This window comes from Catenuloplanes sp. NPDC051500 (genome assembly GCF_044454585.1).
Classification (GTDB): Bacteria; Actinomycetota; Actinomycetes; order Mycobacteriales; family Micromonosporaceae; genus Catenuloplanes.
This window is the reverse complement of sequence record NZ_JBITDX010000008.1, coordinates 45,395-59,281: the sequence shown is the minus strand read 5'-3', so window position 1 is coordinate 59,281 and position 13,887 is coordinate 45,395. Positions and strand designations below refer to the sequence as shown.

General features: G+C 71.4%; 17 protein-coding genes. 8 read left to right on the top strand and 9 right to left on the bottom strand.

From position 1 onward, the window contains the following. The first annotated feature begins 169 nt into the window (after window positions 1-169). A complete protein-coding gene (locus ACIA8K_RS17900; protein WP_396060101.1) occupies window positions 170-1,003 on the top strand; it encodes a PHP domain-containing protein in 834 nt (277 codons plus the stop codon). A gap of 35 nt (window positions 1,004-1,038) precedes the next feature. Here ACIA8K_RS17900 and ACIA8K_RS17895 read toward each other — a convergent pair whose 3' ends face one another. Further along, window positions 1,039-1,776, bottom strand: coding sequence for an SDR family NAD(P)-dependent oxidoreductase (locus tag ACIA8K_RS17895; protein ID WP_396060099.1), 738 nt, complete (start codon window positions 1,774-1,776; stop codon window positions 1,039-1,041). Between the two features lie 70 nt (window positions 1,777-1,846). Here ACIA8K_RS17895 and ACIA8K_RS17890 point away from each other — a divergent pair, with 70 nt between their 5' ends. After that, complete coding sequence (locus tag ACIA8K_RS17890) at window positions 1,847-2,734, top strand: LysR substrate-binding domain-containing protein (RefSeq protein ID WP_396060097.1); 888 nt, start codon at window positions 1,847-1,849, stop codon at window positions 2,732-2,734. 19 nt (window positions 2,735-2,753) lie between these two features. On the opposite strand, the gene ACIA8K_RS17885 is transcribed toward ACIA8K_RS17890, so the two are convergent. Next, a complete protein-coding gene (locus ACIA8K_RS17885) occupies window positions 2,754-2,957 on the bottom strand; it encodes a hypothetical protein (protein WP_396060095.1) in 204 nt (67 codons plus the stop codon). 165 nt (window positions 2,958-3,122) lie between these two features. Here ACIA8K_RS17885 and ACIA8K_RS17880 point away from each other — a divergent pair, with 165 nt between their 5' ends. The 3 genes from ACIA8K_RS17880 (at window position 3,123) to ACIA8K_RS17870 (ending at window position 5,604) form a co-directional block, all read left to right on the top strand. Continuing rightward, entirely contained in the window at window positions 3,123-3,329 is a 207-nt protein-coding gene (locus ACIA8K_RS17880) for a hypothetical protein (protein ID WP_396060093.1), read from the top strand. Window positions 3,330-3,492: 163 nt separating this feature from the next. Beyond that, window positions 3,493-4,191: a carbonic anhydrase gene (locus tag ACIA8K_RS17875; protein ID WP_396060091.1), complete on the top strand. Its 699-nt coding sequence runs from the start codon at window positions 3,493-3,495 to the stop codon at window positions 4,189-4,191. A gap of 105 nt (window positions 4,192-4,296) precedes the next feature. Next, window positions 4,297-5,604 carry a hypothetical protein gene (locus ACIA8K_RS17870; RefSeq protein ID WP_396060089.1) on the top strand — a complete coding sequence of 436 codons (1,308 nt, stop codon included), beginning with the start codon at window positions 4,297-4,299 and terminating at the stop codon, window positions 5,602-5,604. Window positions 5,605-5,651: 47 nt separating this feature from the next. Here ACIA8K_RS17870 and ACIA8K_RS17865 read toward each other — a convergent pair whose 3' ends face one another. The 4 genes from ACIA8K_RS17865 to ACIA8K_RS17850 form a co-directional block, all read right to left on the bottom strand. Then, the gene (locus tag ACIA8K_RS17865; protein WP_396060087.1) at window positions 5,652-7,181 is read right to left on the bottom strand and encodes a hypothetical protein; all 1,530 of its coding nucleotides are present in this window, start codon (window positions 7,179-7,181) and stop codon (window positions 5,652-5,654) included. After that, window positions 7,178-7,843, bottom strand: coding sequence for a septum formation family protein (locus ACIA8K_RS17860; RefSeq protein ID WP_396060085.1), 666 nt, complete (start codon window positions 7,841-7,843; stop codon window positions 7,178-7,180). The genes ACIA8K_RS17865 and ACIA8K_RS17860 overlap by 4 nt, the downstream gene beginning before the upstream one ends. A gap of 126 nt (window positions 7,844-7,969) precedes the next feature. Next, complete coding sequence (locus tag ACIA8K_RS17855) at window positions 7,970-8,572, bottom strand: DsbA family protein (RefSeq protein ID WP_396060083.1); 603 nt, start codon at window positions 8,570-8,572, stop codon at window positions 7,970-7,972. A 125-nt stretch (window positions 8,573-8,697) separates the two neighbouring features. Next, complete coding sequence (locus tag ACIA8K_RS17850; protein ID WP_396060081.1) at window positions 8,698-9,435, bottom strand: SDR family oxidoreductase; 738 nt, start codon at window positions 9,433-9,435, stop codon at window positions 8,698-8,700. 94 nt (window positions 9,436-9,529) lie between these two features. Here ACIA8K_RS17850 and ACIA8K_RS17845 point away from each other — a divergent pair, with 94 nt between their 5' ends. Continuing rightward, entirely contained in the window at window positions 9,530-10,090 is a 561-nt protein-coding gene (locus tag ACIA8K_RS17845; RefSeq protein WP_396060079.1) for a TetR/AcrR family transcriptional regulator, read from the top strand. Here the strand turns inward: ACIA8K_RS17845 and yiaA are convergent. Beyond that, window positions 10,069-10,512: an inner membrane protein YiaA gene (gene yiaA, locus ACIA8K_RS17840; RefSeq protein WP_396060077.1), complete on the bottom strand. Its 444-nt coding sequence runs from the start codon at window positions 10,510-10,512 to the stop codon at window positions 10,069-10,071. The genes ACIA8K_RS17845 and yiaA overlap by 22 nt on opposite strands. 93 nt (window positions 10,513-10,605) lie before the next feature. Then, complete coding sequence (locus tag ACIA8K_RS17835) at window positions 10,606-11,334, bottom strand: endonuclease/exonuclease/phosphatase family protein (protein ID WP_396060075.1); 729 nt, start codon at window positions 11,332-11,334, stop codon at window positions 10,606-10,608. A gap of 165 nt (window positions 11,335-11,499) precedes the next feature. Here ACIA8K_RS17835 and ACIA8K_RS17830 point away from each other — a divergent pair, with 165 nt between their 5' ends. Then, a complete protein-coding gene (locus ACIA8K_RS17830; protein ID WP_396060073.1) occupies window positions 11,500-12,321 on the top strand; it encodes a M55 family metallopeptidase in 822 nt (273 codons plus the stop codon). Window positions 12,322-12,361: 40 nt separating this feature from the next. Then, window positions 12,362-13,273 (top strand): NAD-dependent epimerase/dehydratase family protein, encoded by a 912-nt coding sequence (locus ACIA8K_RS17825; protein WP_396060071.1) that lies wholly within the window; start codon window positions 12,362-12,364, stop codon window positions 13,271-13,273. On the opposite strand, the gene ACIA8K_RS17820 is transcribed toward ACIA8K_RS17825, so the two are convergent. Beyond that, window positions 13,260-13,766, bottom strand: coding sequence for a GNAT family N-acetyltransferase (locus tag ACIA8K_RS17820; protein ID WP_396060069.1), 507 nt, complete (start codon window positions 13,764-13,766; stop codon window positions 13,260-13,262). The two genes, ACIA8K_RS17825 and ACIA8K_RS17820, sit on opposite strands and share 14 nt — an antisense overlap. Window positions 13,767-13,887 lie beyond the last annotated feature (121 nt).

Here is a 13,887-nt window from a genome sequence, read left to right as displayed (position 1 = left end):
CCGGCTCTCTCCACAACAAGAGCCGGACCAGGGCGCTGTCCCGCTCCCGCCGTGGCCCGGACCCGCATGCTCCCGCGGCCTCGGATCCGCGGGTGGTCACTGTCACAACCCCGCGGGCGTCTACCACCCCGGCAGGGCTGGCCAGGCACGGGGCCGATCATGGAGCCTGGTGCTGGACCGCTCCCCCACGGCGGCGCACCGGAACGAGGAGATCACCGTGATACCCGCGGACAGCCATGTGCACAGCGAGTTCTCCTGGGACGCCCGGCGTAACGGCGGCGCGTCGATGGAGCTCACCTGCGCCCGCGCGGTCGAGATCGGCCTGCCCGCGCTCGCGTTCACCGAGCACCTCGACCACACCGCCTGGCTGGACTTCACCGCGCCGCCGCTTGACGTCGACGGCTACCTGGAGTCCGTCGACCGCTGCCGCGACCTCTTCCCCGGCCTGCGCATCCTCACCGGCCTCGAACTCGGCGAGCCGCACTGGCACGCCGAGCCGGTCGCGAAGATCCTGGCCGGCGGCCGCTTCGAGCGCGTGCTCGGCTCACTGCACTCACTGCCGGTGCCGGACGGCATCGCGGAGGCCGGTTCCGCGTACCTGCTCCGCCCGGCCGCGGACGTGGTCCGCGACTACCTGACCGAACTGCCGCGGCTGATCCTCGGGTCGGACGCGTTCGAGGCGCTCACCCACATCGACTACCCGGCCCGCCGCTGGCCGGTCGACCAGGGCCCGTTCGACCCGTACGCGTTCGAGGACGAGTTCCGGGTGGCGCTGCGCACGCTGGCCGGCTCCGGCCGCGCCCTGGAGATCAACACCCGGCTTCCGCTCGACCCGGTCATCGTCGGCTGGTGGCACCAGGAGGGCGGCGACGCGGTCACGTTCGGCAGCGACGCCCACCGTCCCGAGGATCTCGCCCGCGGCTTCCCCGACGCGGCCGCGATGGCCGAGGCCCACGGCTTCCGCCCCGGACCCCGCCCGTTCGACTGGTGGTCCCGCGCCTGACGACCGGCTCAGGCGATCAGGGGGCGGGGGCGGGGTCAGGCCGTCATGCCGCCGTCGAGCGGGAGGATGACGCCGTTGAGGAAGTCGGCGCCGGGGCCGGCGAGGAACGTGACGACCGCGGCCACGTCCGCCGCCGTCGCCAGCCGCCGCGCCGGGATCGACGGGAGCACGTGCCGCTCGACGTCGAGAAGGGCGCGTTTGGGCTCGGACATCGGGCCGTCCAGCACGAGGCCGGGGTTGACGGCGTTCACCCGTACCCCCGCGGGCCCTTGCTCCAAAGCCCAGGAGCGGGTCAGGCTGTCGAGCGCGGCCTTGGACGAGTTGTAGACCGCGCCGCCGGCATAGGACTTGATCGTGCCGATCGAGCTGACGTTGACGACCCGGCCCGCGCCGGACGCGGTGAGCGCCGGCATCGCGGTCTCGGTGAGGAAGAACGCGGCGCGGTAGTTGAGCGCCACCACCCGGTCGAAGTCGTCCTCGGTCACCGGGCCGCGGTTGTGCACGGCCGCGTTGTTGACCAGGATGTCGAGCCGGCCGAAGGTGTCGAGCGTCGTGTCCACGATCCGGCGACGGACGTCCGCGTCTGTCAGGTCACCCGGGACGAACACGGCGCGTGGCAGCCCTTTCGCCACTGCCTCGCCGGCCGCCGCGTCCCGGCCGGTGACGGTGACGGCCGCGCCGGCCGCCGCGAGCGTGCGGGCGATGACGGCCCCGATGCCGCTTGTCGAACCCGTGACGACCGCGACGCGGCCGTGGAGAGAGCTGATGTCCATGCCGTCGACCGTAGAAAGCCGCAGTCATAACATCAAAGACTGTTATTGGATGGCTTGATAACGTGCGTGCATGAAGTTCGAGCTGCGGCACCTGGAGGCGTTCGTCGCGGTCGCGGAGGAGTTGCACTTCGCGCGCGCGGCGGCCCGGCTGCATCTGGCCCAGCCCGCGCTCTCCCAGCAGATTCTGCGGCTGGAGGCGGCGCTCGGCGTCACGCTACTGATTCGCGAACGCCGCCGGACCGCGCTCAGCGACGCCGGACGGCTGTTCCTGGTGGAGGCGCGGCGCACGCTCGATCAGGCGCGCGCGGCCGAGGCGGTCGCGGACCGGGTCCGGCGCGGCGAACTCGGCCGGCTGCGGGTCGGCTACCACCCCACCGCGTCGTCGCCGCCGTTCCTGGCCGCGCTCGCCGCGTTCGAGAAGGCCGCGCCGGACGTGGAGTTGAGCCTGCGTGAGCTGCAGATGGGCACGCTCGGCCAGCCGCTGCGTGACGACCTGGTGGACATCGCGTTCCTCAGCACGCTCGGCGATGTCACCCATGGGCAGCCGGACCTGCGGACCCGCACGCTGTCGACCGAGCGGTTCCTGGTCGCGCTGCCCGCCGCCCACCCGCTGGCCGCCCGGGACCGGCTCCGCCTCACCGACCTCGCCGACGAGACGCTTGTGCTGCTGCGCCGGGACGTCTGCGCGGCCTGGCACGACGATCTGGTCGCGATGTGCGCGCGGGCCGGAGTCACGCCGCGCGCGGTCCGGCACGCCGGTGAACTCGGCACCCAGCTCACGCTCGTCACGGCCGGGCTCGGTGCCGCACTCGTCCAGGAGTCGGCCCGGTTGCTCCGCACGGACGGCCTCGCGTACGTCCCGCTCACCGACGCGGACCGGCCGATCACGTCCGCCGCGATGTGGCGCGCCGACGACCCGTCCCCGGCGCTGGCCCGCCTGCTCGGCCTGCTCCCCTGAGCGCCCCGAACGACTCCGGTCAGTGAGCGCCGGGGCCGGGGTGCTGCGAATACGGGTCCGGGTCGCCGTGCAGTCGGCGGCGGAGGGCGGCGCGGTCGAGGCGGGCCAGGTCGGCCTCGGCGCGGTCGAGGGCGCGGTCGGTCACCCCCCAGTGCCACCGGAAGGCCAGCAGCATCAGTGCCGCCAGACCCACGATGACCAGGGTGAAGACCGTTCCGAGCATGGGGTGACGGTAGCCGCCGCGGGCCGGGAGCGCGAGAGGGCCTGTGACACGGCCGGGGGGTGCGCGCCCATCCGTACCATATGGGGCTTTTGATCGTGAGGGCTTGGTCAGGGTGCGTCACCTTCCCGTGGAGATCGACTGCGCCGGGGGCGATATCGTGGGCCGATGAGCGCCGACCCGAAGCCGCAGCGCCCGGTACCCCTGATTTTGCTTATCGGCAGCGTGTTCGTGACCGTGACCGTGGTCGAGGTGCTGCTCGGCGGCGTTGAGCGGAGTTGGCTGCTCAGCGGCCTGCTGCTGGTGGGCGAGTTCGTGGTCGGCGTGGTGCTCGCGGTCGGGGTGTGGACCCTGATCATGGCGCGGCGGGATTGACCCACAGTCCACATCGGCCGGTCCACATCTCTTCGGTAGCCACCCGTGCGGTCTCGATGACCGCCTGCACTGTGGTCGGTGTCGCAGGACTCCGGGGCTGACACCGGTGAAGATCCAGGCAAAGAATGCTTGTGTCTTACAACCGGTAGACCAGGAGAATTCGATGCCGATCCCTGCCATAGGCCGTCGCTCGCTACTCGCCGCCGGTGGTGTCGCGGCCGGTGTGCTCGCCCTCCCGGCCGCCGCGCACGCCGCCGCCAAGGACGAGCCGGCACCGACCACGCCGACCGCCGCCGTGCGCCGCCTGCTCGCCGGCAACCGCCGCTTCACCACCGGGCACTCGCGCCACCCGCACCAGACGCTCGACCGCCTGCACGAGGTCGCCGCGGGTCAGCACCCGTGGGCCGTGCTGCTGGGCTGCGCCGACTCACGCGTCTCGCCTGAGCTGCTGTTCGACGAGGGCATCGGGGACCTCTTCGACGACCGCGTGGCCGGCAACATCGTCGACGACCTGCTGCTGGGCAGCATCGAGTACGCGGTGGAGGAGTTCGCGCCGCCGCTGATCGTCGTGCTCGGCCACGAGCGCTGCGGTGCCGTCAGCGCCACCATCAACGCGATCAACACCGGCGCCACCGCGCCCGGCCACATCGCCACAATCGTCGAGACGCTCCGCCCGATCGTCGCGCCGTACGCGTCCGCTGCCGACGGCGTCGAGCGGGCGGTCCAGGCGAACATCAAGGCTCAGGCCGCGGCGATCGTGGCGCAGAGCGAGATCGTCCGCGAGCGCGTCGAGGCCGGGACGACGGCGGTGGTCGGCGCCCGCTACGACCTGGACGCCGGCGTGGTCTCGCTGGTCCACTAACCTTCCACCACCGAGGGTTGCAATGTAGACACTTTCTGCAATCCTCGGTGGGGGAGGTCTTCGATGCTCGAACGATCCGAACCGAGCGAATTCAGTAAGCCTGAGATGCGGGAAGGCGATGACGAGTGGCCCGACCGGTCCATCTTCACCAGTCTGGGCCACAACGGTGTGGTAGCCGACGAGCCCGAGGCCGGCGAACCTCGGGACCTGGACGATGAGCCCGGCCCTGCCGAGGGTGATGGAGGCGGCGGCGAGCCGGCCGGGGAGAGCGCCGCGCCACTCGAACACCCCGGCTTCCCTCCGGAACGGACTGCCGTGCAGGAGGCGCAGGAGCCCGGCCTCCCCCGTATCTCTGACGTTCCGGGGCTCGAGGAGCCGTGGTCGCCCCAATCCGAGATCTGCGATCTGCCCCTGACCACGTTCACCCGCGAGGCGTGGGAGTCCGAGCTTCTGGAGATCAGGGAGCAGCGCGATCTGATCGACCGGATCGACCGCCTCACCGAGGGCATCGACGCCCTGCGCTGGCTGCCGAGTCACCGCGACACGATTCGCGACCTGCGAAGCCTCGACCTCGGTGACCTGGACGGCCGCCTGCGCACGATCGGAACGGTGCTGAAGGAACTTCTTCCGGCGGCACACGTCATAGAGCGACCCTGGTCATCCGCGGAGGAGCGGATCACGCTCCTGGAAGCGGCACTTGCGGTCATCACGAAGCGCGGTGCACCCGAGGTGATCGTGCTACCGGCGCCGGACGGCCGCATCGACGGGCGGATGCCAAAAAGCCCGGTCGGCGCGGTAACGGTCGAGGACTCACGGGCGGTGATGTACGGCGCGGACGCGACGCTCATCGTCGTGCATGACTGCGAGATCAAGCGTCCGGTGATCGAGATCGCTTCGCTGATCGATTACGTGGATGAGGAGCGGCGCTGGACGTTCTGGAGTTTCGCGCCGCCACCCGCCCGGCCCGCTACTGCGCAGGGCACCGATGGCATGAAAGTCGAGATCACCGGCTGTCACGGTGTCTCGATCGGTGACGGAAATGTCCAGCGCACCGTGATCCGGCACCGACTCACCGGCTGCCCGGTCGACATGGCGTACCTGCTGGCGCAGCAAGAGATCCGGGATGCCCTGGCGATCTGCCGCGACACGTCACTGAGCGCCCCGGACACAGAGGCGGCGCGCCAGCAGCTGCGCCACGTCGTCACCGCGCTGGTACGGGATCTGACCGACATCGATGCGCTCCTGCCACCGAGCATGATCGCCGCCCACGCGGCCTCAGCGGCCCGCCGTCCGGCGGTGCGTGGCGGCCCGGCCTCACTGCGCGTCATCCATGGCGCAGGCGTGGCAGTGGGCTGGCGTCCCAGGGTCAGGAGCGAGACCCGGACCCGGGTCGGTCACTTCCACGTGCGCTGAGCCGGCTCGCCCAAGCCGCGTGCAGCGCCCATGACGCCGGGCCCTGGTCAGAGCGCATCTCCTGCCTCGGTGTCCGACCAGTGCACAGGGCCGGAGTGGTCGCGGAGGGTGGCGACGGCGGCGCCGGTGATCACGAAGAGCAGCAGGCAGAGCAGGTTCGCGAAGACCAGGTGTTTGATCAGGTCGGAAGCGCCCTCGGTAAGCATGACGGTCCAGAACTGGGCGATCACGGCGGACACCAGGAACAGGCCGGTGCCGCCGGTCGCACGACGCCGCCGGTCCGCGGAGAACGCGGTGAACGCGCAGATCCCGGCGCAGGCCAGCACCGCGAGCACGAGCAGCGCGGACGCCCTGCCGATCGTGCCCTTCCAGACCGTCTGCACCACGCAGACGCGGCATTCGGTCGCCTCCGGCCCGCGCCCGGCCGATTCCGGATAGGAGAAGACGTAGGTGGCACGCAGCTCACCCATGCCGTCCAGACCGCGCCCGAACATGCCGAACAGCCGCCCGGGGCTCGCCGCGTAGACGCCCAGCCGGTCGGCAAGCCCGGCGTGCGCGGTGAACGTGTAGAACTCGGGGTCGTGGGCGGCGCTGCCCTCCGCGTTGACAGGCAGCCCGGCGGACGACGTCCAGCGCTCCGGCAACCCGAGTCTGCGCAGGTCGGCGGCGGCGTCCGGGCTGTGCGGCAGCATCTCGACGAAGACGGCCGCGTAGTCGTTCTGCACGGTGAAGCGCTCCGGCTGCGCGCCCAGGAAGGTCACGGCGCCGATGGTCAGCGCCAGCGATACGACAATCCGGGCGACGAGCGGAACCCCACCCACCAGAAGCAGCAGGGGTACGACAGAGGCGAGCAACGAAACCGTCTGTGTCTTCGCACCCATCGTGAACGCGGCCGCGCACGCCACCAGCAGCAGTCCCCACAAGCGCGGTTTCCGCAGGTAGAGCAGGACGGCCGCGACAAGCGCAAGCAGGCCCACGAAGCCGGCCGGCTCGCTGTAGGCGGAGATCAGGTACCCGGCGAACGTGCCGTCCGCCATGATCAGGGTGAGCGCGCCGGCCACCACCACGCGGCCTCGCGGGACCGCCATCGCCACGCCCGCGATCGCGAGCCCGGTCAGCAGCGCGCAGACGACGCCCAGAATGCGCAGGTCCAGGCCCTGCGTGGCGGTGAGCGCGTGTGTGAGGGCCTTCGCGAGCCAGGCGAGCCACAGCTGCGTCGAGTGGTAGGTCTCGCCGGTGCCGGTCGCGCCGCAGTCCTCGCCATACCAGGTGTGGTCGTACCAGATGAGGTAGAGGTAGTCGGTCGTCGAGGAGTTGTAGGGGTTGCCCTGCCGCAGGCCCAGACTGCACAGTAGGCGGTTGCCGTCGCCCTGGTCAGAGAGCCCGATCGGGCCGCCGAGGAACAGGCGCGCCAGCAGCACCGTGGCCGCGGCCGCGGCGAGCACCGGAAAGAGCAGCCAGCCGGGGGTGGCCCGGTTCTGCACGCGCCGGGGCCTCGCGGGCGGTGGCGGGTCGAGGTGGATCATCTCGCTCCGGTGCCCCGCATGCCTGCCGGTGGAGGTGAAACGCTCGCTCACCTGGCCACCAGACCGGCGCGTACCGTGCCGGTGGTCGTGGTCTCGCCGGTGATCCAGCACTCGGCAGTGCCGCCGCGCAGCGTCACCGCGGCGGGGACCGGGCCGCCGGCGTAGGCACGGGCGGCGTCCTCGCAGCGGGCCGTGCGGTCCGGGTCCGCCCCGGAGGCGTCGACGTCGCCGGCCCGCTCCCCGTCGTGCGGCAGATCGCAGGTCACCATGGTGTCGCCCGCGCGGCACATCCGCAGCCGCGCCGAGTCGGTGTATCGCAGCGCGTCCCGCAGCGGCAGCACTGTGCGCGGCGGCCCGCCCGTGCCCACGGCGAGATCACACAGCACGGTACGGACGCCGGCCGTCCATTCCGCCCGGGTGGGGAATTTGACGAAGACCTCGATGCCCCAGGTCTGGTCCGGCGCGGTGGCGCCGAGGTAGGGCCGGATCGGGTCGTAGGAGCAGGCCTCGGCCGCCACGCCCGCCAGGATCTCCGGGCCGGGTCGCGCCGGCCCGAGCGCCTTGACCGCGTCCGGAAGCGTGCCGGTGCCGTAGGTCTCAAGCGTGTGCGGCTCCGTGCACGGCACGGCCGGTGCGCTGTCGCTGAACCCGGCCATCTCCTCCGCGAGCGTCTTGTCCTTGCACGTCCCGACCTGCACCTCACCGGTCGCCATGGCAGATGGCGCCGGTGAGGCACAGCCTGGCAGGACGGCGATTCCCGCGATCACGACAACCGCCAGACGCCGCATATCCGCCTAATCGGATCGCTTCGGCCGCGCCTTAGCGGTCCTGAGGGCTACTCAGGAGAAGTTCAGCTCGCCGGTACGGGTCCGCTTGATCTCGAAGAAGTTCGGGAAGCTCGCGAGCGCCACCGCGCCGTCGAACACGCGGAGCGCGTCGTCGCCGCGGGGGATGCTGTTGAGGACCGGGCCGAAGAAGGCGACGCCGTCGATGTGCAGCGTGGGCGTGCCGACGTCGTTGCCGACCGGGTCCATGCCCTCGTGGTGGGACTTGCGCAGCGCGGCGTCCCACCTGTCGCTGGTGCGGGCCTCGATCAGCGATGCGGGCAGGCCGACCTCGGCGAGCGCCTCCGGGATGACCGTGTCCAGGTCCTTCTTGCGGCCCTGGTTGTGGATGCGGGTGCCGAGCGCGGTGTAGAGCGGGCCGAGCACCGCGTCGCCGTGCTGCTGCCAGGCCGCCGTGACGACCCGGACCGTGCCGAGCGACCGGTTCGTCGTCTCACGGTAGTCGGCGTCGATGTCGCGGTCCTCGTTGAGCACGAACAGGCTCATCACGTGCCAGCGCAGGTCGACCTCCCGGTGCTTCTGCACCTCGAGGATCCACCGGGACGTGATCCAGGCGAACGGGCAGGCCGGGTCGAAATAGAAGTCAACGGTCGTCACCCCGGCAGACTATGACGTCATACCGATCATCAGAGATAGGAACAGTCGGTTTACCGTACTCTTCACACTCCGATCCCACCGGGAATGATCTCCGCCCGCCGGGAGTTGGACGCCCGCCGCACCTGTCAGTCCTGGGCGGTGGCGCGCACGGCGATGTCGTTGACGTCGACCGCGGGCGGCTGGGCGATGGCGTACGCGATGGCCTCACCGATGGACGCGGCCGGGATGGCGATGCGGTCCTTCACCGCGGCGAGGGAGGCGCGGAGCTCGGCGTTCGGAATGGTGTCGGTGAAGTCGGTCCGGACGAAGCCCGGCGAGACGACAGTGACGCGGTAGGCGCCGGCCGACTCCTGGCGCAGGCCCTCGGAGATGGTGCGGACCGCGTTCTTTGTGGCGCCGTAGACGGCCATGCCGGGACGGACCGCGAGCCCGGCGACGGAGACGACGTTGACGAAGTGGCCGGCCCCCTGTTCACGGAAGATCGGGAGCGCGGCGGCGATACCGTGCAGGACGCCCTTCAGGTTGACGTCGATCATCGCGTCCCACTCGTCGACGTGCAGGTCGGCGAAGGGCGAGATCGGGCCGATGCCCGCGTTGCTGACCAGCACATCAAGGCGGCCGAAGCGGGACCGGGCCAGCGCGGTCAGTGCGGCCAGCTCGTCGCGGCGGGTGACGTCGGTGGGAAGGAACGCCGCCTCACCTCCCGCACCTGTGATTCGGTGGGCGACCTGTGCGAGGCGGTCGGCGCGGCGGGCGCCGAGCACGACGCGGGCGCCGCGGGCGGCGAGCAGCTCGGCCGTGGCGGCGCCGATGCCGTCGCTGGCGCCGGTGATCGCGATGACCTTGCCGGTGATTCCGGACATGAGACACCCCTTAGAATCCAAGCGGACAGTTGTCCGCTGACGTCTCCGACACTAGCGGACAGTTGTCCGGTTAGCCAGCGAGAGGGGTGTGACCATGGCCCAGCGGTCGGACGCGGAGCAGAACCGGGCGCGGATCCTTGACGTCGCGCGGGAGGAGCTGTCCGCCGCGACCGACGTCAGCCTGCACGCGATCGCGAAACGGGCCGGCGTCGGGCAGGGAACGCTCTACCGGCACTTTCCCAGCCGGGAGGCGCTGCTGATGGCGGTCTACCGGGAGGACGTGACAGGGCTCGTCGACGCGGCCGGGACACTGCTGACCACGCACGACCCGATGGCGGCGCTCCGGCTGTGGCTGGACCGGCTGGCCGCGTTCGGCCGGGTCAAGCACGGGCTGGCGTCGGTGCTGCACGCCGCCACGTACGCGGACCTGAGCACCGAGCACTACCAGCCGGTGACCGCGGCGATCGACCAACTGTTGAGCGCCGGCCGCGACGCCGGCGTGGTGCGCGACGACGTCGAAGCCGGAGACCTGCTGTTACTTGTCGCCTTCCTGTGGCGCGGTGACCGGGGCGAGGAGTGGGAGCGCCGTTCCCGGCATCTGCTGGAGATCGTGCTGGACGGGTTGCGGCCGGCTCACGCGTGCGGCTGCGGGTAGTACGGCTCCTGCGGCACGGTGTACGACTGCGCACGGGCGGCAAGCGAGTCGCGCACGTTCTTCTGCACCGCGACGGCCGCGAACAGGCTCATGCCGAACGCGAGGCCGTAGAAGCCCTTCTCACTGAGCGTCATCCCGGCGCTCCACAGGCCCACCACGAGCATCACCACGCCCAGCGCCATCGCCACCCAGGACAGCCCGAGGTAGATCGCGGAGACCGGGAGGCCCTCGGCGCGGTCCCGGACCGACTTCTGCACCGACACCGCGGCGTAGACGCCGAGGACCAGAACCGCCGCGTAGAAGCCCTTCTCGCTCCGGGCCATGCCCGAGTTCCACAGGCCGGCCGCGAAGCAGACGATGCCGAGCAGCAGCGCCGCCCAGGACGCGCCGACGAACGCGGGAGTGGGCTTCGAGGTGTTCATGGCGACGTCTCCGAGGGGTGAGGTGGCCGGCCCCGTGCCGGCGCTTCACACAGCCTCCGTGAAAGCGCAGCTCAAGCCCATGAGTAGTGGTACTCAAACCTCGATCTCGGCCGCCACCCCGTAGTGGTCGGACAGGAACGCCGCACGCCCGCCCGCCAGCCGCACCGGATCCTGGAAGACCAACTCCGCGCTCGCGCGCAGCCCGGAGCCGACAAGCACGTGGTCGAACGCGGGCGGCCTCGGGAACTCCGCCGTGGGCCGGTAGGTCGGCCGGGTGTCACCGGCGAGCACGTCCCGCAGGCCGGTCGCCGCCAGGAAGTCCCGGAGAATCGGCTTCGTGCGCGGCACATTGAGATCGCCGACCACCACGACCGGCCGGTCCCGCACGATCCGCGACGCGAGAAACTCAAGCTCCACACGCTGCACCCGGGTGTAGCGGTTGCCGTCCGACCAGTCGTCGTCCCGATTCGCGGACAGGTGTGTGTTCACCACGACCAGCTCCCCGGCCGTCACCACCTGAAAGCCCTTGCGCATCAGCCATTCGCCGCGCACGTGACCGGCCACCGGGTACCGCACGAACCGCTGCGCCGCGATCGGCACCCGCGACAGCACCACAAGCCCACCGCGCAACAGCGGCGCCCCGGCGTAGACGTGATGGCGGTAGCTCGGCGCGATCCGGCGCAGCAGCCCCGCACTCCGCCGGAACATGACCTCCTGCAGGCACACGATGTCGTAGTCGGAGCGCTCCAACAGCCCGCCGAGCACCCGCAGCCGCGCCCGCACATCGCCCTTGAACAGCGTGTTGAAGGTCAATATCCGCATCGCCGCAGCGTACCCACGGCCCTCAAAGATCAAGATCTTGATCTTCCCACTCCCGCCGTGGCCCGGCCCGCACGCTCCCGCGGGCCCCGGCCCCGCGGGTGGCCGGGAAACCCATCGGTCTCCCGGTAGGCGCAGGAGCGCATGGTTTCGGGTGAGAATGGCGCCATGCGGATTTTGATCTCGGCCGATATGGAAGGGGTCTCCGGTGTGGTGCACCCGGCGGAGACCAACCCGGAGCGGTACGACTACGAGCGTGGCCGGGCGCTGATGACCGCCGAGGTGAACGCCGTGATCGAGGGCGTGCTGGCGGCGGCACCGAACGCGGACGTGCTTGTCGCGGACGCGCACGGGCCGTTCCGGAACATCATCACGGAGGAGTTGGACCGGCGGGTGCGGCTTGTGCGGGGGCGGCCCCGGCCGCTGGGCATGCTGGGTGGGCTGGACGAGCGGACGGACGCGGTGATGTTCGTCGGCTATCACGCACGGGCCGGGGCCGGGCCGGCAGTGCTGGCGCACACGATGAGCGACGGCGTGCTGTCCGCGCGGCTGAACGGCCGCACCTACGGCGAGATCGGCTTCAACGCCGCGATGGCCGGGCACCACGGCGCGCCGGTCGCGCTCATCGCCGGTGACGACGCGGCCTGTGCGGAGTTGGCCGAGCTGTCGCCGGGCACGGTGACCGTGGCGGTCAAGGAGGCGCTCGGGCAGGCCGCGGCCGTGACGCTGCATCCGGCCGTGGCGCGTGAGCGGCTGCGCGAGGGTGCGGCCGCTGCCGTGCGTTCGGTGGCGGAGATCGAGCCGTTCCGGATCGACGGGCAGGTGACGCTCGAGATGGACGTGTGGGGTGCGACAGTCGACCTGGCGACGTTGATCCCCGGCGTGGAACGGCTGCCGGGTGGGCGGACGATCTCGTTCCCGGCCCGGGACCTGCCGGAGGCGTACCGGATGATGCTGTTGATCGTGGCCTTGGGGCAGGTGCCGCGGTAACGCTTGACCTCAAGCGCTTGAGGGCTGGTTCGCTTGCCGCATGGACAACACGGAAACCCTTGTCACAGGCGGGTCCGGCTATCTGGCGGCGCATCTGATCGCCGCCTTGCTGCGGGACGGCCGGCGCGTGCGGACCACGGTCCGGTCGGCGGGCCGGGAGGCGGACGTGCGCGCGGCGGTCCGGCGCGGCGGCGCGGACGACGCCGGGCTCACAGTGGTCGTGGCGGACCTGCTTCACGACGACGGGTGGCCGGCCGCGCTGGACGGCTGCGCTGAGGTCCATCATGTGGCCTCACCGATCCCGGCCACGCAGCCGGCCGACCCGGACGACCTGATCGTCCCGGCGCGTGAGGGCACGCTCCGGGTGCTGCGGGCCGCGCGCGACGCGGGAGTCCGCCGGACCGTGCTGACCTCGTCGTTCGCGGCGGTCGGCTACTCGCCCAAGGCGGTCCCGGACTTCACCGAGGACGACTGGACCGATCCGGACACGCCGGGCCTGGCCCCCTACCCGCGGTCGAAGGCGATCGCGGAGCGGGCCGCGTGGGAGGTCGACGGCGTCGAGCTGGCGGTGGTCAACCCGACGTTCATGCTCGGTCCCACGCTCACCACCACGCTCGGCTCGTCGCTGCAACTGATCACGGCACTGCGCGACGGTACGATGCCTGTCGTGCCCCGGGCCCGGTTCGGCATCGTCGACGTGCGGGACGTGGCGGATCTGCACCTGCGCGTGATGGCCGCGCCCGAGGCCGCCGGTCGCCGGTTCCTTGCGGTCAGCGACGACCCGGCGACCAGCTATCTGGACGTCGCGGCCGTGCTGGGCCGCCGAGTCGAGGAGGCGCCAGGTGACGAGCCGCGGCGCCCGGTCATCCACAACGACCGGGCCAAGGCGCTCGGCTGGCGTCCCCGCGACGCGCGGACCACGATCCTGGAGAGCGTGGTCATGCCGGGCTGAGCGGCAGCGCCGCCTGGATCTCGCCGTGCGTGACCGTCACTGTCGCGCCGTGGCGCTGGAACATGCGGCGGGCGCGGTCGTTGCGGGCGCTCGCGTACGCGACGAGCGTCTGCGCGCCGTCCCGCACAGCGAGCCGCATCAGGTGCCCGACCAGCGCGGTGCCGACCCCCGCCTCCTGCCACAGATCCTCGACGAGCACGGCCAGCTCCAGTTCGCCCGGTTCGCCGGTGTGGGACAGCGTGGCGTATCCGATCGGGTCGTCGGCCGCCCACGGCGCGAACGCCAGCAGGCAGTGGCCGCGGGCCGGGTCGGTGAGCCGCTGCCATTCCCGCGGCAGCAGCCCGGTGCGGGCGGTCAGGTAGCGCGCCCGGCGACTCGCGGCCGAGCAGCGGGTGTGCAGCGCGTTCACGCCGTCGAGGTCGTCGGGGCGCGCGTCGCGCACCCGGATCTGCGACCCTTTCCGGGTCGCCGATGGGCCGGCGGTGATCGTCATGGTCGCCATGGTGACGTGCGTGTGTTGACAACGACTTGAAGCCTGTACCGCCCGGCAGATGATCCGGCGGCCCCGGACTGTCACAGCCGGTCGTTAGAGTTGCGCCGTTCCGGGTCCGATG

Bases quoted from the DNA above. Each gene is read 5' to 3' on its own strand.
- ACIA8K_RS17895 (WP_396060099.1), bottom strand. From the start codon at position 1,776: ATGGACATCAGCTCTCTCCACGGCCGCGTCGCGGTCGTCACGGGTTCG.
- ACIA8K_RS17890 (WP_396060097.1), top strand. From the start codon at position 1,847: ATGAAGTTCGAGCTGCGGCACCTGGAGGCGTTCGTCGCGGTCGCGGAG.
- ACIA8K_RS17885 (WP_396060095.1), bottom strand. From the start codon at position 2,957: ATGCTCGGAACGGTCTTCACCCTGGTCATCGTGGGTCTGGCGGCACTG.
- ACIA8K_RS17880 (WP_396060093.1), top strand. From the start codon at position 3,123: ATGAGCGCCGACCCGAAGCCGCAGCGCCCGGTACCCCTGATTTTGCTT.
- ACIA8K_RS17875 (WP_396060091.1), top strand. From the start codon at position 3,493: ATGCCGATCCCTGCCATAGGCCGTCGCTCGCTACTCGCCGCCGGTGGT.
- ACIA8K_RS17870 (WP_396060089.1), top strand. From the start codon at position 4,297: ATGCGGGAAGGCGATGACGAGTGGCCCGACCGGTCCATCTTCACCAGT.
- ACIA8K_RS17860 (WP_396060085.1), bottom strand. From the start codon at position 7,843: ATGGCGACCGGTGAGGTGCAGGTCGGGACGTGCAAGGACAAGACGCTC.
- ACIA8K_RS17850 (WP_396060081.1), bottom strand. From the start codon at position 9,435: ATGTCCGGAATCACCGGCAAGGTCATCGCGATCACCGGCGCCAGCGAC.
- ACIA8K_RS17845 (WP_396060079.1), top strand. From the start codon at position 9,530: ATGGCCCAGCGGTCGGACGCGGAGCAGAACCGGGCGCGGATCCTTGAC.
- yiaA (WP_396060077.1), bottom strand. From the start codon at position 10,512: ATGAACACCTCGAAGCCCACTCCCGCGTTCGTCGGCGCGTCCTGGGCG.
- ACIA8K_RS17835 (WP_396060075.1), bottom strand. From the start codon at position 11,334: ATGCGGATATTGACCTTCAACACGCTGTTCAAGGGCGATGTGCGGGCG.
- ACIA8K_RS17830 (WP_396060073.1), top strand. From the start codon at position 11,500: ATGCGGATTTTGATCTCGGCCGATATGGAAGGGGTCTCCGGTGTGGTG.
- ACIA8K_RS17825 (WP_396060071.1), top strand. From the start codon at position 12,362: ATGGACAACACGGAAACCCTTGTCACAGGCGGGTCCGGCTATCTGGCG.
- ACIA8K_RS17820 (WP_396060069.1), bottom strand. From the start codon at position 13,766: ATGACGATCACCGCCGGCCCATCGGCGACCCGGAAAGGGTCGCAGATC.